This window comes from Microbacterium sp. M1A1_1b (assembly GCF_053345565.1).
Window position 1 is genome coordinate 120,092 of record NZ_JBKFAJ010000002.1, and the last position, 18,743, is coordinate 138,834.

Consider the following 18,743-nt stretch of genomic DNA (forward strand, 5'->3'; position numbering starts at 1 on the left):
CCTCTGGGCTGCCCCGCGTGGCCGCGAGCACCGCTCCGGCCACGCTGCCGTCCTCGCTGCCCGGACTCGACCCGGCATGGTCGCGCCTGGTCACGGTGCCGGCAGGCGAACGGCAAGGAGGCACGGATCACGCCGCGCGCACCTGGCACCTCCTCGACACGGCCGGCTCCCTGGCCGCGATCGGCGTGGAACCGGTCGGCACGCTGCTGTGCGTGCACGGCAACCCGACCTGGTCGTACCTGTGGCGGTCGGTGCTCCGCACCTCGCTCGCGGTGGCAGCGGCCGGTGGGCCCGCCTGGCGCGTGATCGCCGTCGACCAGCTCGACATGGGCTTCTCGGAGCGCACCGGGGTCGCCCGGGGGCTGCCCCAGCGCGTCGCCGACCTGGGCGCCCTGACCGACGAACTCGGGCTCACCGGACCCGTCGTCACCCTCGGGCACGACTGGGGCGGTGTCGTGTCGCTCGGCTGGGCGGTCGACCACCCGGACCTCGTGGTGGGCGTCACGACGTGCAACACCGCCGTGCACCAGCCGTCCGACGCACCGATCCCGGCGCCGCTGCGTCTGGCGCTCCGCCCGCAGGTGCTCGGTCGCGGGACCGTCCTCACGCCCGCGTTCCTCGAGACCACCCTGGCGATCGCTCACCCGAAGCTCGACCGTGCCGTGGCGGACGGCTTCCGTGCGCCGTACCACGGGGCAGCGCGTCGTGGTGGGGTCGGCGGCTTCGTCGCGGACATCCCCGTCGACAGCGCCCATGCCAGCGCTCCCGAGCTCGCCCGGATCTCCAGCGGGGTCGCCCGGCTCGACGTCCCCGCACTGCTGCTGTGGGGCCCGCGTGACCCGGTGTTCCTCGAGCGCTACCTGGACGACCTGGCCGCGCGGCTGCCGCACGCCGACGTCCACCGCTTCGAGGGCGCCGGCCACCTGCTGCCCGAGGACGCCGACGTCGCCGGCACGGTGCTCGACTGGCTGGGTGACCGCCTGCCGGACGGCCACGTGCCCGCCGGAGCCAAGCCGGGCCTCCCGGCCGCAGTGTCGGCATCCACCGACGCGAGCCGCCCGCTCTGGGCCGCGCTCGAGGACCTGCGCGACTCGGACGAGCCGGCGCTGGTCGAGATGGCCGCCCCGGGCGGCACCCGCACGATCAGCTGGCGCCTGCTGGCCCGACGGATCGACGAGGTCGCTGCCGGGCTCCTGGACGTCGGCGTGCGACCGGGCGACCGGGTGTCGCTGCTCGTGACGCCCGGCGCCGACCTGACCGCTGCGCTGTACGCCAGCATCCGGATCGGCGCGACCGTCGTCGTGGCGGACGCCGGGCTCGGCCTGCGCGGACTCACGCGCGCCGTCAAGGGCGCTCGGCCGGACTGGGTCATCGGAGCGCTGCCCGGCCTGGCCGCAGCCCGTGCGCTCGGCTGGCCGGGGCGACGCATCGCGACCCTCGCGCTGCCCGCACCCGTGCGTGCCGCCCTGCGGGTCGAGCACACGCTCGCGTCCGTCGCCCGTCGTGGTGCGCGTCGCCTGGCGGCCGGAACCGCGCTGCCCGATGCGCCGGCGTCGAGCACCCCGGCCGCCGTCCTGTTCACGAGCGGATCGACCGGACCGGCCAAGGGGGTCGTCTACACGCACGGCCAGCTCGGTGCCGTCCGTGACGTCCTGGCCGGCCAGTACGACGTCGGCGTCGGCACCGGACTCGTCGCCGGGTTCGCTCCGTTCGCGCTGCTCGGTCCCGCGCTCGGCGCTCGCTCGGTCGCACCGGACATGGACGTCACCGCACCGCGTACGCTGACGGCCCGCGCGGTCGCCGCGTCGGTCGCGGCAGCCGATGCCACCGTGGTGTTCCTGTCGCCGGCGGCACTGGCGAACGTCGTGGCGACAGCTGACGCGCTGACCGACGCCGACCGTGCCGCGCTGTCGCGGGTCCGCCTGTTCCTGTCCGCGGGGGCGCCGGTGTCCGCGACGCTGCTGGCCGCCGCGACCGAGCTCATGCCGAACGCCTCCGCCCACACGCCGTACGGCATGACCGAGGGCCTGCTGATGACCGACGTGGACCTGGACGCCGTGCAGGCCGCTGCGTCCGCGGTGTCGCGCGTCGGCGGGGTCTGCGTGGGACGGTCGGCACGCGGCGTCGACGTCCGCATCGCGCCGTTGTCCGCGTCGGGAGTGCCGTCGGACGAGCTGACCACCGAGCCAGAAGTCACGGGCGAGATCGTCGTCGCCGCACCGCACGTGCGCGACCGCTACGACCGGCTGTGGCGTACGAACCGGGCGTCGCGTCGGGGTCTCGACGACCCCCGCGCGCACCGCACGGGCGACGTCGGGCACCTGGACGCCTCGGGCCAGCTCTGGGTCGAGGGCCGCCTGCAGCACGTCGTCACCACACCCGCGGGCGTCGTCACGCCGGTCGGGCCCGAGCAACGCATCGAGCAGGTCGCCGGGGTCGGCCGCGTCGGTGTCGCCGGGATCGGTCCCGCCGGCACGCAGCAGGTCGTCGCGGTCGTCGAGGCCGTGCCACCCGTCCGCCGTCCGGCGCTCGCTCCCGCTGCACTCGCTGCCGCCGTCCGTGCGGCTGCCGGAGTGCCCGTCGCCGCCGTGCTGGTCGTCCCGGTGCTGCCGACCGACATCCGCCACAACTCCAAGGTCGACCGTGCACGCCTGTCCCGCTGGGCGTCGAGCGTGCTGGGTGGCGGCCGGATGACCCGCCCGTGATCGGACAGCGCGTGCTGGTCACAGGTGCCAGTGGGTTCCTCGGACGGGCCGTCGCCGCGGCCGTGCGGGACGCCGGGCACGACGTCCGGACGTTCCAGCGGCGACCGTCCGGCGTCGCGGGCGTGACCGACGTGCTCGGCACGATGACGGACGCCGCCGCGGTCGCCCGGGCCGTCGAGGGGGTGCAGGCGGTCGTGCACCTCGCCGCGAAGGTCTCGCTCGCGGGCGATCCCGCGGACTTCGTCCGGGTGAACGTCGACGGCACGCGCACCCTGCTCGCCGCCGCCCGTGCCGCCGGGGTCGAGCGCGTCGTGTTCGTGTCCTCGCCGTCGGTCGCCCACACCGGCTCCTCGATCGCGGGTGCCGCGGCCACACCGGCCGATCCGGCACACGCCCGCGGGGACTACGCCCGTACCAAGGCCGAGGCCGAGCTGCTCGCACTGGCCGCCGATGCCCCGGGGTTCGCCGTCGTCGCCGTCCGGCCGCACCTGGTGTGGGGGCCTGGCGACACGCAGCTGGTCGGTCGGATCGTCGACCGGGCCCGTCGTGGTCGCCTGCCGCTGCTCGACTCCGGCGCCGCGCTGATCGACTCCTGCTACGTCGACAACGCCGCCTCGGCCATGGTCGCCGCGCTGGCACGGGCCGCCTCGGACGGCGTGCACGGCAACGCCTACGTCGTCACGAACGGCGAGCCGCGGCCCGTCGCCGACCTGCTCGACGGCATCTGCCGGGCATCGGGCGTGCCGTCGCCGCGGTGGCACGTGCCGGCCGGGGTCGCGCGCGCTGCCGGGTCGCTCGTCGAGGCCGTCTGGCGGGTGCGACCCGGAGCGGACGAGCCGCCGATGACACGGTTCCTGGCCGAGCAGCTGTCCACGTCGCACTGGTTCGACCAGCGCCGGACCCGGCAGGACCTGGGGTGGGCGCCGTCGGTGTCGATCGACGAGGGTCTGCGCCGCCTGGGTGCTGCGCGCGGGTAGGTGGTCGGTCCGCGCGCAGCAGGTCGATTCGCGCGTTGGAGGTCGTCCCTTCCGACCCACCACGCGCGGTCCCACTTCCCATCGCGCGTGATGTGGGCACGAACGCGCGCTGAACCTCGGCGGGCCGGGCGTCCGTAGTGTCGAGGACATGACCACCACCGTCCTCGTCGCCGGCGCCACCGGAGACCTCGGGAGCCGCATCGTCCACGCCCTGCTCGACCACGACGACGTCCACGTCCGCGCGCTGAGCCGGGGGAGCAGCCCCTCGGTCGACGACCGGGTCGAGTCCGTCACCGCCGCCTACGACGACCCGGCGGCGCTGCGGCGAGCGGTCCAGGGGGCCGACGTCGTCGTCTCCGCGGTCAGTGGGACCCGCCCGGTGATCGTCGATGCGCAACGGGCACTGCTGGCCGCCGGGGTCGACGCGGGGGTGCCCCGGTTCGTCCCGTCCGACTACGCCGCCGACTACCGCTCGATCACGCCGGGCTCGAACCGCAACTTCGAACTGCGCCGCGAGTTCGCCGCCGACGTCGACGCTGCGCCGCTCCGGGCGACGTCGGTGCTCAACGGGGCGTTCGCGGACATGCTGACCGGGCAGGCGCCGCTGATCCTGTTCGACCGCCAGCGCGTGCTGTTCTGGTCGTCGGCGGACCAGGTGCTCGACTTCACGACGAAGGACGACGTGGCGTGGGTCAGCGCGCAGGTCGCCCTCGACCCGGATGCCCCCAGGGTCGTCGAGGTCGCCGGCGACCGGGTCACGTCGCGCACCATCGCCGAGACGATGTCCCGACTGACGGGGACGCCCTTCCGCCTGCAGTGGGCCGGTACCGCGGGCACCCTCTCCGCCATGGCGCGGGTGGGCCGGCGCCTGTCGAAGCCCACGGACGAGCCCTTCCCCGCGTGGCAGGGGATGCAGTACTTCGTCAGCATGTTCAGCGGCGAGGCCGAGCTGCACCACGTGCAGAACGACCGCTACGGGCCGCACGCGTGGACGAGCGTCGAGGACGTCCTGACCGCCCACCTGGCCAGCTGAGCCGCCAGGAGGCGCGCGGTGGCGTCGGACGCGAGCGGTACGGTCGACCCATGGACAGGTCCGAGATCCTCGCCGCGGCGGCCGCCGCCCACGCCGCCCGCATCGCCGCTGCCGGCGGTGACGACTCCGCCGCCCGCGACCGCGCCGACGCAGCCGCATCGGCGCCCCAGGACCACAGCCGTGTCGACGAGTCCGCACGCGCCGCCGACCGGACCGAGGGCGCCATGGCCTCCGACTGGCACCGGATGGGCACCCGCCGCGGCGTCAGCCCGGACGAGCAGGTCCGTGCCGCGTGGTCCGTCGCAGGGGTCCCCGATCCGGGTGCCGGACGAGCGCTGGCGAACGTCGTGCTCTCCACCGCGAGTCACGCGGGACGGGTCGCCGACGCCGCGCGGCGGAACGCGAACCTGAGCGGCGCCGCCAGCACGGCAGCGCGGCGCACCGTCCGGCGGTACACCGACCACGGCGCCGACATGACGCGGCTGGGCGATGTGCTCGGCGAGCAGGCCGACGGGGACTGACCGGATCGGCCCCTGGGTGATCAGGGCTTTCGTGGATCGCTCCATCACGCCTGCGATGACCATGACCGATTGACAGGACAAAGTTTCCGACTACCATCGGCAGCACGCACCGACGCGTGATCACGGACGAAGGAGTCACCGCACATGGTCGACATCAAGCCGGCAACGACGAGTGCCGCACTGCCGCCGCTCGGCACGGGAGCCCACCGCCGCCGCCTGGGCGTCCTCGCGCTGGTGGCCACCTTCGGCGGTCTGCTCTTCGGGTACGACACCGGGGTGATCAACGGCGCACTCCTGCCGATGAAGCAGGAGCTCGGCCTGACCAACCTGACCGAGGGGGTCGTCACCAGCTCGCTGCTGTTCGGTGCGGCGATCGGCGCCATGCTCGGTGGCCGCATCGCCGACGGGTGGGGTCGCCGCAGGACGATCATCGCGCTCGCCGTGACGTTCTTCGTGGGCACGCTCATCTGCGTCTTCTCGCCGACGTTCGCCGTGATCGTCGTCGGCCGCGTGCTGCTCGGGCTGGCGGTGGGCGGTGCATCGACGGTGGTGCCCGTGTTCCTGGCCGAACTGGCGCCCTACGAGATCCGCGGGTCGCTGTCCGGCCGCAACGAACTGATGATCGTCATCGGTCAGCTCGCCGCGTTCCTGGTCAACGCCGTCATCGGCAACCTGTGGGGCGAGGGCAACGGCGTCTGGCGCATCATGCTCGCCGTGTGTGCCCTGCCCGCCGTCGCCCTGTTCGTCGGCATGCTCCGGGTGCCGGAGTCGCCGCGCTGGCTGGCGTCGAAGGGCCGCAACGACGAGGCGCTCGCGATCCTCCGGCAGATCCGGACGGACGAGCGTGCCGTCGCCGAGCTCGACGACATCAAGCGCACCACCGCGTTCGAGGCCACGGTGCAGCGCGAGCGCGGCTGGCGGGTCCTGCTGGGCAACAAGTGGCTCATCCGGATCGTGCTCATCGGCGCGGGACTGGGGGTCGCACAGCAGCTGACCGGCATCAACTCGATCATGTACTACGGCCAGACCGTGCTGATCGAGTCCGGGTTCCAGGCCTCGGCGGCGCTCATCGCCAACATCGCGCCCGGTGTCATCGCGGTCATCGGTGGCGTGATCGCCATCGCCAACATGGAGCGGATCAACCGCCGCACGACGCTCATCATCGGGTTCACCCTGACGACGATCTGCCACTTCCTGATCGGCATCGCCTCGGTCGCGCTGCCCGAGGGCAACGCGGCACGTCCGTGGGTGATCCTGTTCCTGGTCGTCGCGTTCGTCGGGTCGATGCAGACGTTCCTGAACATCGCGGTCTGGGTCGTGCTGTCCGAGATCTTCCCGACGCAGATCCGTGCGCTCGGCATGGGCATCGCGGTGTTCTGCCTGTGGATCGCGAACGCCTTCCTGGGGCTGTACTTCCCCACGATCGTCGCCGCGACGGGCATCACCGGCACGTTCTTCGGGTTCGGCATCGTCGGACTGCTGGCCCTGTTCTTCATCTGGAAGTTCGTGCCCGAGAGCCGCGGCCGCACGCTCGAACAGGTCGAGGAAGGCGTCACCACGGGCAACATCTTCACGGTCGACAAGCACGGGCGCCGCGCCTGACGCCGGTGGCCGCCGGCCGGATCCCGACCCCCTGACGCGCCCTTGTCCGTTGCCCCTGGCACCCGGCGGGGGCGCGTCCGACAGGATGGAGTCATGGAAGACTCTGCACCCGACGGCACCGACGAGCTGCTCGCCGCGTCACGCGGCCTGCTCGGCGTCGTGGCGCGGTCGTTGGCACCCGCGCTCGAGGACGTCACCGTGCCGCAGTTCCGCCTCATCGTCCTGGTGTCGACCCTCGGCCCGACGCGGTCCGGCGACCTGGCCGAACGCCTGGCCGTCGGGCCTTCGACGCTCACCCGCAACGTCGACCGGCTGGTGTCCGGTGGCTGGGTGGAGCGGCGTCCCGGCGAGGAGAGCCGTCGCGAGGTCCTCATAGCGGCCACCGAGCGGGGTCGGGCGCTGGTCGACGAGGTCACCGTCCGGCGGCGTCGGGAACTCGCGACCGTGCTGGCACGCGTCCCCACCGACGAGCGTGCCGCCGTGGTCGTGGGCATGGCTGCCCTGCGGCGCGCCATGAACGAGCCGCTGCCCGAGGAGATCTCGGCGTTCGGGGGCTGACGACACCGACAGCATCGGTTGCATGAGTACAATCATTGTGTTCATGCAACCGACTCTGGAGGACCGTGTCCGCGCGCACCGCAACCCATCGGCACCTGCACATCGCGAGCACCCGGTTCGGCGGTGCCGCCGTGCGACTCGCCCTGCCCGCCCTGGTGATCGGCACCGGGGCGGGGCTCGCCGCCGTCGCGTTCCGCTGGCTGATCGAGCACGCGACCTGGCTGTTCAGCGGACACGCCGACTACTCCGCCGTGACCGGACACCCCGCGAACCCGTGGGTGCCGTGGCTCGGTGCCGGGTTCGTCGTGCTCGCACCCGCGGTCGGTGGGCTGCTGTACGGGCCACTCATCCAGCGCTTCGCCCGTGAGGCGCGGGGCCACGGCGTCCCCGAGGTGATGTTCGCGATCGCGCGGAACGGCGGCCGCATCCGGGGGAGCGTCGCCGTGGTGAAGGCCCTGGCGAGTGCGATCTGCATCGGCGCCGGGGGATCGGTCGGGCGCGAGGGCCCCATCATCCAGATCGGTTCCGCGCTCGGATCGACGATCGGCCGGTGGATGCGGATGCCCGAGGTCCGGCTGCGCACGCTGGTGGCGTGCGGTGCGGCCGGCGGCATCTCCGCGACGTTCAACGCACCCGTCGCCGGGGTGTTCTTCGCGCTCGAACTCCTGCTCCGCGACTTCACGCCCACGTCCTTCGGCGCAGTGGCGATCGCGAGCGTGACGGCGGCGCTCATCGGGCGTGCGGCGTTCGGCGACACGGCGTTCCTGCACCTGCCGTCCATCGGAGGCGTCACGCCGCCGGAGTACCTGCTGTTCGCGCTGCTCGGGCTGGTGGCCGGCATGATCGGCATCGGCTTCACCCGGGTGCTGTACCTGGTCGAGGACGCGTGCGACCTGTTGTGGACGGCGACACGCGGTCCGGAGTGGCTGCGTCCCGTCGTCGGCGGCGTGGTGCTCGGCGCGCTGCTGCTCGTCCTGCCGCAGCTGTACGGCGTCGGCTACCCCGTGCTCGAACGGGGCGTCGCGGGGCAGTACGCGATCGGGTTCCTGGCGGTGCTGGTCGTGGGGAAGGTGCTCGCGACGTCGCTGACGCTCGGCATCGGCGGCTCCGGCGGGGTGTTCGCGCCGTCGCTGTTCGTCGGTGCCATGACCGGGGCGGGCTTCGGTGAGGTCGCCGCGGCGATCGACCCGGCGATGCGCGGCCAGGTCGGTGCCTTCGCCGTGGTCGGCATGGCGGCGGTCTTCGCCGGGTCGACCCGGGCGCCGATCACCGCGGGGATCATGCTGTTCGAGCTGACCGGTGCCACCGCGCTGCTGCTGCCGATCGTCGTCGCGGTCGTCATCGCGACGGCCGTGTCGAAGGTCCTGTCGCGGGACACCATCTACACGCTCAAGCTCAGCCGGCGCGGGGTCGACCTGACGGATTCTGCCGCGCCTGCGCCGTCGCGGACCGGAGCCACAGCAGGTGCAGCGGCACGGCCGCTCGGCCCGGTGCTGCCGTCCACGGCGACGGCGGCGCAGGCGCTCGAGGTGCTCGAGGACCACGACGGCGACCCGGTCGTGCTGGTGGATGCCGACGGCGGGTTCGCGGGCGTCGTGTCGGCGCGGTCGATCGGCGACGCGGTCCTCGGCGACCAGGACTTCGCCCGGCGCCCGGCCACCGAGGTGGTGGCCGACGTGTGGGCGGTCCCGGCGACCACGGTGGTGCAGGACGTCGTCACCGAGGTGGTGGGGGCCACCGAGACCGGCGGCCTGCCCGTGCTCGACGCGACCGGCAGGCCGGTCGGCTGGCTCGGACCGGCCGACGCGCTGCGCGCCCTGGTGCCGGTCACGACCTAGACGGACAGGAGGCCCGGTGCCAGCTGGCACCGGGCCTTCCGTCCGTCTCCTGGTCGCGCTACGGGCGCAGGAGCACCTTGCCGACGCGGCCGGCGGTGTCGCTGGCGCGAGCGGCGTCGCGAGCGTCCTCGAAGACGAAGGTCTCCGACACGGGGAGCGTCAGCGAGCCGTCGAGCACGCGGGTGATGAGCTCACCGAACAGCTGGCCCTTGAGCTCGGCGGACATCGTGCGGCTGACCACGGCGCCCCAGAAGCCCTTGACGGTCAGCTGGCCGAAGATGACCTTGCCGGACGGGATCTCGAGCGTCGGCGACGCCATCGCGCCGAACACGACGAGCGTGCCGTTCTCGCCCATCACCGAGGCGATGTCGCCGGCGGCCTTGCCACCGACGGACTCGACGCCCGCGATGATCGGGGCGCCACCGGTGATCGCGGTGACCTGGTCCTGCCAGTCGGGGGCGTCGGTGGCGACGATGCGCTCGATGCCCTGGGCGCGCAGTTCCTCGACGCCCTCGGCGCGACGGACGAGCCCGACGACGTTGATGCCGCGGGCCTTGCCGAGCTGCGCGACCATGCGGCCGACCGCGCCGTTGGCGGCGTTCTGGATGATCCAGTCGCCCTCGTGCAGGTCGAGCGAGTGCAGCAGGCTGATGGCGCTGAACGGCATCGACACGAGCTGCGACGCGGCCTCGTCGGGCATCGCGTCGGGCACCGGGACCAGGCCCGCGGCGTCGGCGACGTAGTACTCGGCCCAGACGCCGAACGTGCCACCGGCGACGCGCTGGCCGACCTGCAGGCGGTCGACACCGTCACCCAGGGCCTCGACGACGCCGAGTGCCTCGGTGCCGCTGGCGGCGGGTAGCTCGGGCTTGAAGCCGTAGGTGCCGCGGATCGTCCACAGGTCGTGGTTGTGGATCGGCGACAGGACCGTGCGGACCAGCACCTGGCCGGGGCCGGGCGTGGGGACGGGGCGCTGCTCGACGGTCAGGACGTCGGCGGGCTCGCCGAACTCCGGGTGGACGACGGCGCGCATGGTGGTGGGGATGCTCATGGACTAGTCCTCCGAGACGGTGATCGTGACGTCGATGTTGCCGCGCGTCGCGTTCGAGTACGGGCACACCTGGTGTGCCGCGTCCGCCAGGGCCTGTGCCTGGTCGTGGTCCATGCCGGGGATGACGACCTCGAGCATGACGGCGAGCTGGTAGCCACCGTCGCCGTTCGGGCCGATCTGCACGCGGCCGCCGACGGAGGAGTCCGTGATCTTGACCTTCTGCGCGCGGGCGACGCCCTGCAGCGCGGAGTGGAAGCAGGCGCTGTAGCCGGCGGCGAACAGCTGCTCGGGGTTGGCGCCGTTGCCGGAGCCGCCCATCTCCTTGGGGATGGCGAGGTCGAAGTCGACCGTGCCGTCGCTGGTGGTCACGTGGCCGTTGCGGCCTTCGCCGGTGGCGAGGGCCTCTGCGGTGTAGAGGACGTCCATGTGGTTCCTTTCCTTCGTGAGGTCAGTGGTCCGCGCCGGCCGCTGCCGGGTGGGCGGCGGCGTGCATCGTCTCGGTGAGGCGTTGCAGGGTGCGGATGAGGTCGGAGGCCGCGGTGACGTCGGGCAGGCCGGTGCCGGCGGCGATCCGACCGGGGATGTCGGCGAGTTCGGCACGCAGTGCGCGCCCCCGCTCGCCGGTGGTCACGGTGACGACGCGCTCGTCGGTGCTGCGGCGTTCGCGCTGCACCAGGTCGGCCTGCTCCATGCGGCGGAGCAGCGGCGACAGCGTGCCCGAGTCGAGCTGCAGGTGTTCGCCGAGGCTGGTCACGGTCTGGTCGCCCTCGACCCACAGGGTCACCAGGACCAGGTACTGCGGGTACGTCAGGCCCCAGGGTTCGAGCATCGTGCGGTACGCCTGGGTGGTGGCACGGGTCGCCGCGTAGAGGGAGAAGCACACCATCTCGTCGGTCACCGGCATGCAACGAGTGTTGCACGCGACCAAGTTGTGCACAACCTTGTTCGTGCATTCCCAGCCGCCGCACGGCGTGGTGCTACCCCGTGGCACGGACCGCGCGGGCGATGCAGGCGGTCACCAGGGCGGCGCAGGTCGCCGGGTCCTCGGTGATCGCCATGTGCGACGTGCCCGGGACGATCGACAGCTGCGCTCCGGAGACCGCCGCCGCGATCGCCGCGGTGTGCTCCGGCAGGACGACGTCGTCCGCGCCCGCCGCGACGAGCACCGGGCACGTGATCCGTCCGACGTCGTCCGCGGTCATGGTCGGCTCGGTGGCCCAGAGGTGCAGGACCTTCGCCACGACCACGGGCAGGTGCTCCGGCGGGTCGGGAGACACCTCGGCCCACGACGACCCGACCGCCGCCACCATCTGGTCGACCGTCACCGAGCCGGCCCGGTACCCGGACGGGTCGAGGTTCGCCGAGAACGCCGACACCGACAGCACCAGCTCCGGGTGGGTGACCGCCAGCAGCAGGGCCAGGTCGGCACCGTCACTGTGGCCGACCAGGTGCACGGGTGTGTCGACGGTGCGCCCGAGGACCGTCACGGTCTCGGCGAGCATGTCGGCGTACGAGAACGGCGCGGGGGAGTCCGGGGTGCGGCCGTGCCCGCGGCGGTCGAACGTCCACAGGTCCAGGTCCGGCGACAGGTGCATCGCCATCGGGTCGAAGGTGCGTCCGTCCGCCAGCCCGCCGTGCAGCAGCAGCACCGGAGCACCCGGTCCCGGACGGTGACGCCAGGCCACCGGACGGCCGTCGACGTCGGACACTCCGTGCGAGAACACGCCCCCCAGCCTAGGAGCGGGGGGTCGCGGACCGGTACCGTGCCGGAATGACCTCTGCCGCTGCGCCGCGTCGGTTCGCCGCGCTCCGCGACCGGTACTCGCGCCCGTACCTGTTCACCGCCGGCCTGGCGATGATGGGCGACAACATCGAGCACGTCATCACCTACTGGGTGCTGTGGCAGGAGTTCCACTCGCCGGCCCTGGTCGGCTTCGAGGTCATCAGCCACTGGTTGCCGTTCCTGCTGCTGTCGGTGTGGTTCGGCGGGCTCGCCGAGAAGTACGACTGCCGCCGCCTGATCCAGATCGCGCAGGGCACGTTCATGCTGGTGTCGGTCTGCTGGGGCGTGCTGTTCCTGACCGGGTCGCTGCAGGTCTGGCAGGCGTGCGTGCTCCTCGTGTTGCACGGCTGCGCGGGTGCACTCTGGGCGCCGGCCGAACAGCTGCTCCTGCACGACTTCGCCGAACCCGCCGACCTGCCCGGCGCCGTGCGCATGAACGCGACCTTCCGCAGCCTCGGGATCCTGGCGGGCCCGGTCGTCGGTTCGGTGCTGCTGCTCGGGCTCGGGCCGACCTGGGGCATCTTCGCGAACGTGGTGTTCTACCTGCCGATGACGCTGCTGATGCTCCGGACGCCGTACACGGGTCACACGCGCAGTGGGTACGTGCACCGTGCGCGGCTGACCGTCGTCGACGGGTTCCGGACCCTCCGCGACGTCGGCTCGGACCGGGTGCTCGTCGCGATGATCGTGCTGGCGGGCCTGGTGGCGCTGTGCGTCGGCGGATCGCTGCAGGTGTCGATCCCGTCGTTCGCGGATGCCCTCGGAGCCGGCAGCGCCGGGCTCGGCTACGGGGTGCTCCTCTTCGCCAACGGCGCGGGCGGCGTGCTCGGCGGCTTCCTGCTCGAGGCCACCGGCGCCCTGAAGCCGAACACCCGCGTGGTCGTCGTGACGACCGTGCTGTTCGGCGCGACCACGGCGGCGGTGGCCCTGACCGGCAGCTTCGCGGTGGCGGTCGTCGTGCTGTTCGTGGGCGGTGTCGCGAACATGGCGAGCACGTCCATCGGGCAGGCGGTCGTGCAGCTGCGCGCGCCGGTCGAGCAGCGCGGACGGGTCGTCGGCGTCTACAACATGTTCGGCAGCGGGCTGCGGACGGGCAACGGTGTGACGCTGGCGCTCCTCGGCGCGGCGCTCGGGGTCGGCACCGCGGTCTGGATCGGTGGCGCAGCCCTGGTCGTCGGGGCGCTGGCCGTCGCGCTCGTGATCGCCACGGCCGACCGTCGGCGAGCACGTCGAGCCTGACCGGCAGCAGCGTCGGGCGTGACGACGGACAGCCGGAACCGGCGCGGCTGAGCGGTCCCGCAGCGAGCCGGTTAGGCTGGTCTGACCACTGATGACCAGCAACCACCCAGCCGAAGCACGAACAGCGACCCCCCGAGTCGGATCGTCGTCGTCCCACGGCAAGACGATCCTGATCGGCGAGCACGCCGTGGTGTACGGCGAACCCGCACTCGTGCTGCCGGTGAACGACGTCCGGGTCACGGCGACGGTCACGCCCACGCCCGAGCGCTCCGGTCACGGACTGACCTCGGCCGTGCACACCGGCCCGCTCGACCTGGCGCCCGCGGCCGTGATGCCGACGGTCACCGCCGTCACGGCCACGTTGCGGTACCTCGGTGTCGAGGACCAGCACGTGCACGTCCGGGTCGACAGCGCCGTGCCGACCGCCCGCGGCATGGGGTCGAGCGCCGCGGTCGCCGCTGCCGTCACCGCCGCCGTCGCCGACGCCTTCGGGGTGCGCCTGGATGCGGAGACGCACCACGAGCTCATCCAGGAGTGCGAGCGGATCGCCCACGGCCGGCCGTCGGGGCTCGACGCCCGCGGTGTCGTGTCCGACGTGCCCGTCTGGTTCGAGGGCGGCAGCATCGAGCCCGTCGCGCTGACCGGCGAGTTCGTCTTCGTCGTCGCCGACACCGGCGTCCCCGGCCACACCCGTCAGGCCGTGGCCGCCGTCCGCGAGCACCACACCCGCGACCCGCGAGCCGTCGGTGCCGTGCTGGCCGACATCGGCGACCTGGCGCGGCAGGCCCGGGGGACGCTCGTGGACGGCGACGCCCAGGCGCTCGGTGCCACGATGGACGCCGCACACCGGCTGCTCAGGACGCTCGACGTGTCGAGTCCGGACCTCGACCGCCTGGTCGGGGCCGCCCGGAACGCCGGGGCCCTCGGCGCGAAGCTCACCGGCGGCGGACGCGGCGGATGCCTGCTCGCCCTCGCCACCGACGGCGCCCACGCCGACCGGATCGCCACCGCACTCGGTGACGCCGGCGCCGCCGCCACCTGGACCACTCGGATCGGAGACCGCGCCTGATGACCGCCACCGCCGTCGCGCACCCCAACATCGCCCTCGTCAAGTACTGGGGCAAGGCGGACGCCGACCTCGCCCTGCCCGCGACGGGCAGCGTCTCGATGGGCCTCGACGTCTTCCCGACCACCACGTCGGTCACGCTCGCAGACGGCTCGCTCACCGACGGCCAGGAGGCGCGGGACACGTTCACCCTGAACGGTCGCGTCGTCGACGACGGTGCGCTCACCCGCGTCACCGCCTTCCTCGACCTGGTCCGGCAGCTCGCGGGTTCCGACGCCCGCGCCCACGTCGAGTCGACGAACACGGTGCCGACCGGTGCAGGGCTGGCATCGAGCGCGTCGGGCTTCGCTGCCCTGGCCACCGCCGCGTCGGCCGCGTACGGCCTCGACCTGTCCCAGCGCGACCTGAGCCGCCTGGCACGCCGCGGTTCGGGGTCGGCCACGCGGTCGATCCCCGGCGGGGTGTCGGTGTGGCACGCGGGTGACGACCAGGGCTCGTACGCCGAGACCATCCCGGCGCCGCCGATGGCGATGGTCGTGGTGACGATCGACGACGGCCCCAAGGCGATCGGCTCGCGCGAGGCCATGCGCCGCACGATCGCGACCTCGCCGTTCTACCCGGCCTGGGTGTCGTCGACCACCGAGACCGTCGGCGACATGCTGACCGCCTGCGCCGCGGGCGACTTCACCCGGATCGGCGAGCTGACCGAGAGCAACGCCCTGCGCATGCACGCCACGATCGAGGGCGCGTTCCCGCCGATCCGCTACCTCACCGCCCGCAGTGTCGCCGTGTTCGACGCGGTCGCCGCCCTGCGTGCCGGGGGCACCGAGGCCTACGCCACCGCCGACGCCGGCCCCAACGTGGTCGTGCTCGTGCAGCCCGACGACCGGGCCAGGGTCGCCGCAGCGCTCGCCGACCTGGGCGCCGTCATCGAGTCCGGCACCGGGCCTGCCGCCCGTCTGGTCGGCTCCGAAGGAACGGAGGAGCATCAGCCCCCCGTCCCGAAGGAGTCCGCCGAGTGATCGAGTTCCGCGCCCACGGCAAGCTGTTCGTCGCCGGGGAGTACGCCGTCGTCGAACCCGGCCAGCCGTCGGTGCTCATCGCCCTCGACCGCGCCATCACGGCCCGCGTCACCGAGGGTCACGGTGCCGGCAGCGTGCACTCGGAGGAGTACGGCCACCTGCCGCTGACCTGGACCCGCGCCGTGGACGGCCTGGCGCTCGACCGCGAGCACCACCCGTACGACTACGTCATGGCGACCATCGACCTGGTCGAGAAGCTCCGCGCCGAACTCGGCATCGAACCGCGCTTCCACGACCTGCGCATCGCGAGCCAGCTCGACGACGCCAGCGGCCGGAAGTTCGGCCTGGGATCCTCGGCGGCCGTCACCGTCGCCACCGTCGGCGCCCTCGACCGCTTCTACGGGCTCGGCCTGACGCAGCGACAGCGCTTCCAGGTCGCCCTGCTGGCCACCGTGCGGGTCGACCCCCGGGCGTCCGGCGGTGACCTGGCGGCGAGTACGTTCGGCGGCTGGCTGCGCTACAGCGCCCCGGACCGCGAACGACTCGTCCGTGAACTCGGCGACCGCCCGGTGTCGGAGGTCCTGCACGACGCCGACGCCTGGACCGGCTTCGACGTCGAGCGCCTGCCCGCACCGACCGACCTGCGGCTGCTGGTCGGGTGGACCGGGTCGCCGGCGTCGACCACGAAGCTCGTGGGCGCCGTGCGTCGGAACCGCAACGGCGGGTACGGGACGTTCCTCGACGACAGCCGTGCCTGTGTCGACGACCTGACCACGGGTTTGCAGACCGGCGACGCCGAGCAGACGCTCGACGCGCTCCGCCGTGCCCGCGTGCTCATGCAGCGACTCGGCGACTCCGTCGGCTCGCGGATCGAGACCGACCGTCTGACCACCCTGTGCGACGTCGTCGAGCGCTCCGGCGGGGCGGCCAAGCCGTCCGGCGCCGGCGGCGGCGACTGCGGCATCGCCCTCGTGCCGGCCGACCTCGACCCGGCCGGCATCTTCCGCGAGTGGGAGGCGCACGACATCCGGCACCTCTCGGTCGCCGTCCAACCCCCGGAAGGGCCGCTCGATGACTGACACGACGACCGTCGACAAGACGATCACCCAGACGCCCATCCCCACGCGCTGGGTCGGTCCGCTGCGGGTCAGCGGCAACGCGGTGCAGGGCGAGCACGCCGTTCCCCTGGCGACGTACGAGTCGCCGCTGTGGCCGTCCGTCGGCCGCGGCGCCCGGATCTCCCGCATGGTCGAGGGGGGCATCGTCGCGACCGTCGTCGACGAGCGCATGACCCGTTCGGTCGTGGTCCGTGCCGACAGTGCCGCCGCAGCCCACATCGCCGCCGGGCAGATCCTGGCACGCCAGGCCGAGCTCGAAGCGGTCGTCGTGGGACAGAGCCGCTTCGCGAGGCTCATCGAGGTGCACCCGGAGATCGTCGGGGACCTGCTGTTCCTGCGGTTCGCGTTCACCACGGGCGACGCCTCGGGCCACAACATGGTCACGCAGGCTGCGGACACGCTGCTGCCGACGATCCTGGGCTGGCACCCCGAGCTGTCCTACGTGTCGATCTCGGGCAACTTCTGCTCCGACAAGAAGGCCACCGCGGTGAACGGGATCCGCGGCCGCGGCCGGAACACCATCGCCGAGATCGTCCTGCCCGGGGCGGTCGTCGATCGGTTCCTGAAGTCCTCGACCCAGCGCATCGTCGACCTGAACACCGCCAAGAACCTGGTCGGATCGACGATCGCCGGGGCCCTGCGCTCCGCGAACGCGCACTACGCCAACATGCTGCTGGGCTTCTACCTGGCCACCGGGCAGGACGCAGCGAACATCGTCGAGGGCTCCCAGGGCATCACGTTCGCCGAGGCCCGCGGCGACGACCTGTACTTCTCGTGCTCGCTCCCGCACCTGATCGTGGGGACGGTCGGCAACGGCAAGGGCAACGACCTGCCCGTGGTCGAGGACGCACTGACGCGCCTGGGCTGCCGACAGGAGCGTGAACCCGGACAGAACGCCCGTCGACTCGCAGGACTCTGCGCGGCGACGGTGCTCTGCGGTGAGCTCTCCCTGCTCGCCGCGCAGACGAACCCCGGCGAACTCATGGCGGCACACGTCGCGATGGAACGCGGCGGGAAGAAGGACGGCGACACAGCATGACCAGCATCGGCATCCACGACATCGCGATCGCGACCGGGCACCACGTGCTCGAGCTCGACGACCTGGCGGTGCAGCTCGGGGTCGACCCGGCCAAGTACCACGTCGGCATCGGACAGGACGCGTTCAGCGTGCCCGCGCCGGACGAGGACATCGTCACGATGGGCGCCGCCGCGGCCAAGCAGGTCATCGACCGCCACGGGGCCCAGGGGATCCGCACGATCCTGTTCGCGACCGAGTCCGGCATCGACCAGTCCAAGGCCGCCGGGGTGTTCGTGCACGGGCTGCTCGGCCTGCCGCAGAACGTCCGCACGGTCGAGCTGAAGCAGGCCTGCTACGGCGGCACCGCGGCACTGCAGCTCGCACTCGGCATCATCGCGCGCGACCCCCGCGAGCGGGTGCTCGTCATCGCGGCCGACGTCGCCCGGTACGACGTGGACACCGCGGCCGAGCCCACGCAGGGCGCCGGCGCGGTGGCCATCCTGGTGAGCGCCGACCCCGACCTGATCGAGATCGAGCCCGTCGCCGGATTGTTCACGGCGGACGTCGACGACTTCTGGCGGCCGAACGACCGCTCCACCGCACTGGTCGACGGCCGGTTGTCGGTCAGCGCGTACGTCGACGCGTTCATCGGCGCGTGGGACGACCTGGCGTCGCAGGGCGGCCCGGCGTTCGACACGATCGACCGCTTCGTGCACCACCAGCCCTTCACGAAGATGGCGCTCAAGGCCCACCGGAAGCTCACGCAGCACGTCGGCGCGGAGTTCGACGAGTCCGAGCTGCGCACGGGCTTCACCTACAACCGGCAGTTCGGCAACACGTACACCGCGTCGCTCTGGATCGCGCTCGCCGCGGTGCTCGACCTGGACGACGACCTGGCCGGCAAGCGGATCGGCATGTTCAGCTACGGCTCGGGCAGCGTCGGTGAGCTGGTCACCGGGGTCGTCCGGCCGGAGTACCAGCGGCACCGTCGTGTCGGCGCGGTGCGTGCCGACCTCGACGCGCGGGTGCGGCTGTCCGTGGCCGAGTACCGCGCGCTGCACGCCGCGGGTGCGGCGACGAGCGAGGACACCGAGCGTCCGCGCGTGACGGCGGCCCCGTTCCGGTTCTCCGGCGTGCTGGGCGGCGCCCGGCACTACGAGGCGACCGCGCACCAGGCGTGACGCGAGGGACGGACGCAGGTCGGGCCTCCAG

At 72.9% G+C, this 18,743-nt stretch carries 17 protein-coding genes; 13 read left to right on the plus strand and 4 right to left on the minus strand.

Annotated features, from left to right (window positions below; genetic code table 11):
- Window positions 1-8: 8 nt before the first annotated feature.
- The 7 genes from ACLBWP_RS05190 (at window position 9) to ACLBWP_RS05220 (ending at window position 9,234) form a co-directional block, all read left to right on the plus strand.
- Window positions 9-2,705 (plus strand): alpha/beta fold hydrolase, encoded by a 2,697-nt coding sequence (locus ACLBWP_RS05190; RefSeq protein ID WP_447654835.1) that lies wholly within the window; start codon window positions 9-11, stop codon window positions 2,703-2,705.
- A complete protein-coding gene (locus tag ACLBWP_RS05195) occupies window positions 2,702-3,682 on the plus strand; it encodes an NAD-dependent epimerase/dehydratase family protein (RefSeq protein ID WP_447654355.1) in 981 nt (326 codons plus the stop codon). The genes ACLBWP_RS05190 and ACLBWP_RS05195 overlap by 4 nt, the downstream gene beginning before the upstream one ends.
- Window positions 3,683-3,830: 148 nt before the next feature.
- Window positions 3,831-4,715: an NmrA family NAD(P)-binding protein gene (locus tag ACLBWP_RS05200; RefSeq protein WP_447654356.1), complete on the plus strand. Its 885-nt coding sequence runs from the start codon at window positions 3,831-3,833 to the stop codon at window positions 4,713-4,715.
- A gap of 50 nt (window positions 4,716-4,765) precedes the next feature.
- Window positions 4,766-5,236 carry a hypothetical protein gene (locus tag ACLBWP_RS05205; protein WP_243562697.1) on the plus strand — a complete coding sequence of 157 codons (471 nt, stop codon included), beginning with the start codon at window positions 4,766-4,768 and terminating at the stop codon, window positions 5,234-5,236.
- Between the two features lie 144 nt (window positions 5,237-5,380).
- A complete protein-coding gene (locus ACLBWP_RS05210) occupies window positions 5,381-6,838 on the plus strand; it encodes a sugar porter family MFS transporter (protein WP_243562696.1) in 1,458 nt (485 codons plus the stop codon).
- Window positions 6,839-6,931: 93 nt separating this feature from the next.
- A complete protein-coding gene (locus ACLBWP_RS05215) occupies window positions 6,932-7,396 on the plus strand; it encodes a MarR family winged helix-turn-helix transcriptional regulator (RefSeq protein WP_243562695.1) in 465 nt (154 codons plus the stop codon).
- Between the two features lie 65 nt (window positions 7,397-7,461).
- The gene (locus ACLBWP_RS05220) at window positions 7,462-9,234 is read left to right on the plus strand and encodes a chloride channel protein (protein WP_447654357.1); all 1,773 of its coding nucleotides are present in this window, start codon (window positions 7,462-7,464) and stop codon (window positions 9,232-9,234) included.
- A 58-nt stretch (window positions 9,235-9,292) separates the two neighbouring features.
- On the opposite strand, the gene ACLBWP_RS05225 is transcribed toward ACLBWP_RS05220, so the two are convergent.
- The 4 genes from ACLBWP_RS05225 to ACLBWP_RS05240 all read right to left on the minus strand — a co-directional run bounded on the left by ACLBWP_RS05225 (window position 9,293) and on the right by ACLBWP_RS05240 (window position 12,009).
- On the minus strand, window positions 9,293-10,267 hold the full coding sequence (locus tag ACLBWP_RS05225; protein WP_243562801.1) for a zinc-binding dehydrogenase: 975 nt from the start codon (window positions 10,265-10,267) through the stop codon (window positions 9,293-9,295).
- A 21-nt stretch (window positions 10,268-10,288) separates the two neighbouring features.
- Window positions 10,289-10,711, minus strand: coding sequence for an organic hydroperoxide resistance protein (locus ACLBWP_RS05230; protein WP_243562693.1), 423 nt, complete (start codon window positions 10,709-10,711; stop codon window positions 10,289-10,291).
- 22 nt (window positions 10,712-10,733) lie between these two features.
- Complete coding sequence (locus ACLBWP_RS05235) at window positions 10,734-11,189, minus strand: MarR family winged helix-turn-helix transcriptional regulator (RefSeq protein ID WP_447654358.1); 456 nt, start codon at window positions 11,187-11,189, stop codon at window positions 10,734-10,736.
- A gap of 73 nt (window positions 11,190-11,262) precedes the next feature.
- The gene (locus ACLBWP_RS05240; protein ID WP_447654360.1) at window positions 11,263-12,009 is read right to left on the minus strand and encodes an alpha/beta fold hydrolase; all 747 of its coding nucleotides are present in this window, start codon (window positions 12,007-12,009) and stop codon (window positions 11,263-11,265) included.
- Window positions 12,010-12,056: 47 nt separating this feature from the next.
- Between ACLBWP_RS05240 and ACLBWP_RS05245 the strand changes: the two genes are divergently transcribed.
- The 6 genes from ACLBWP_RS05245 to ACLBWP_RS05270 all read left to right on the plus strand — a co-directional run bounded on the left by ACLBWP_RS05245 (window position 12,057) and on the right by ACLBWP_RS05270 (window position 18,712).
- Entirely contained in the window at window positions 12,057-13,307 is a 1,251-nt protein-coding gene (locus ACLBWP_RS05245) for an MFS transporter (RefSeq protein WP_447654361.1), read from the plus strand.
- A gap of 91 nt (window positions 13,308-13,398) precedes the next feature.
- Entirely contained in the window at window positions 13,399-14,376 is a 978-nt protein-coding gene (gene mvk, locus ACLBWP_RS05250; RefSeq protein ID WP_447654362.1) for a mevalonate kinase, read from the plus strand.
- The gene (gene mvaD / locus ACLBWP_RS05255) at window positions 14,376-15,395 is read left to right on the plus strand and encodes a diphosphomevalonate decarboxylase (protein ID WP_447654363.1); all 1,020 of its coding nucleotides are present in this window, start codon (window positions 14,376-14,378) and stop codon (window positions 15,393-15,395) included. Before mvk ends, mvaD begins: the two co-directional genes overlap by 1 nt.
- The gene (locus ACLBWP_RS05260; RefSeq protein ID WP_447654364.1) at window positions 15,392-16,474 is read left to right on the plus strand and encodes a phosphomevalonate kinase; all 1,083 of its coding nucleotides are present in this window, start codon (window positions 15,392-15,394) and stop codon (window positions 16,472-16,474) included. The genes mvaD and ACLBWP_RS05260 overlap by 4 nt, the downstream gene beginning before the upstream one ends.
- Window positions 16,467-17,552: a hydroxymethylglutaryl-CoA reductase gene (locus tag ACLBWP_RS05265; RefSeq protein WP_447654365.1), complete on the plus strand. Its 1,086-nt coding sequence runs from the start codon at window positions 16,467-16,469 to the stop codon at window positions 17,550-17,552. The genes ACLBWP_RS05260 and ACLBWP_RS05265 overlap by 8 nt, the downstream gene beginning before the upstream one ends.
- The gene (locus ACLBWP_RS05270) at window positions 17,549-18,712 is read left to right on the plus strand and encodes a hydroxymethylglutaryl-CoA synthase (protein WP_447654366.1); all 1,164 of its coding nucleotides are present in this window, start codon (window positions 17,549-17,551) and stop codon (window positions 18,710-18,712) included. Before ACLBWP_RS05265 ends, ACLBWP_RS05270 begins: the two co-directional genes overlap by 4 nt.
- The last annotated feature ends 31 nt before the right edge of the window (window positions 18,713-18,743 follow it).

Bases quoted from the DNA above. Each gene is read 5' to 3' on its own strand.
- ACLBWP_RS05200 (WP_447654356.1), top strand. From the start codon at position 3,831: ATGACCACCACCGTCCTCGTCGCCGGCGCCACCGGAGACCTCGGGAGC.
- ACLBWP_RS05205 (WP_243562697.1), top strand. From the start codon at position 4,766: ATGGACAGGTCCGAGATCCTCGCCGCGGCGGCCGCCGCCCACGCCGCC.
- ACLBWP_RS05210 (WP_243562696.1), top strand. From the start codon at position 5,381: ATGGTCGACATCAAGCCGGCAACGACGAGTGCCGCACTGCCGCCGCTC.
- ACLBWP_RS05215 (WP_243562695.1), top strand. From the start codon at position 6,932: ATGGAAGACTCTGCACCCGACGGCACCGACGAGCTGCTCGCCGCGTCA.
- ACLBWP_RS05225 (WP_243562801.1), bottom strand. From the start codon at position 10,267: ATGCGCGCCGTCGTCCACCCGGAGTTCGGCGAGCCCGCCGACGTCCTG.
- ACLBWP_RS05230 (WP_243562693.1), bottom strand. From the start codon at position 10,711: ATGGACGTCCTCTACACCGCAGAGGCCCTCGCCACCGGCGAAGGCCGC.
- ACLBWP_RS05235 (WP_447654358.1), bottom strand. From the start codon at position 11,189: ATGCCGGTGACCGACGAGATGGTGTGCTTCTCCCTCTACGCGGCGACC.
- ACLBWP_RS05245 (WP_447654361.1), top strand. From the start codon at position 12,057: ATGACCTCTGCCGCTGCGCCGCGTCGGTTCGCCGCGCTCCGCGACCGG.
- mvk (WP_447654362.1), top strand. From the start codon at position 13,399: ATGACCAGCAACCACCCAGCCGAAGCACGAACAGCGACCCCCCGAGTC.
- mvaD (WP_447654363.1), top strand. From the start codon at position 14,376: ATGACCGCCACCGCCGTCGCGCACCCCAACATCGCCCTCGTCAAGTAC.
- ACLBWP_RS05265 (WP_447654365.1), top strand. From the start codon at position 16,467: ATGACTGACACGACGACCGTCGACAAGACGATCACCCAGACGCCCATC.
- ACLBWP_RS05270 (WP_447654366.1), top strand. From the start codon at position 17,549: ATGACCAGCATCGGCATCCACGACATCGCGATCGCGACCGGGCACCAC.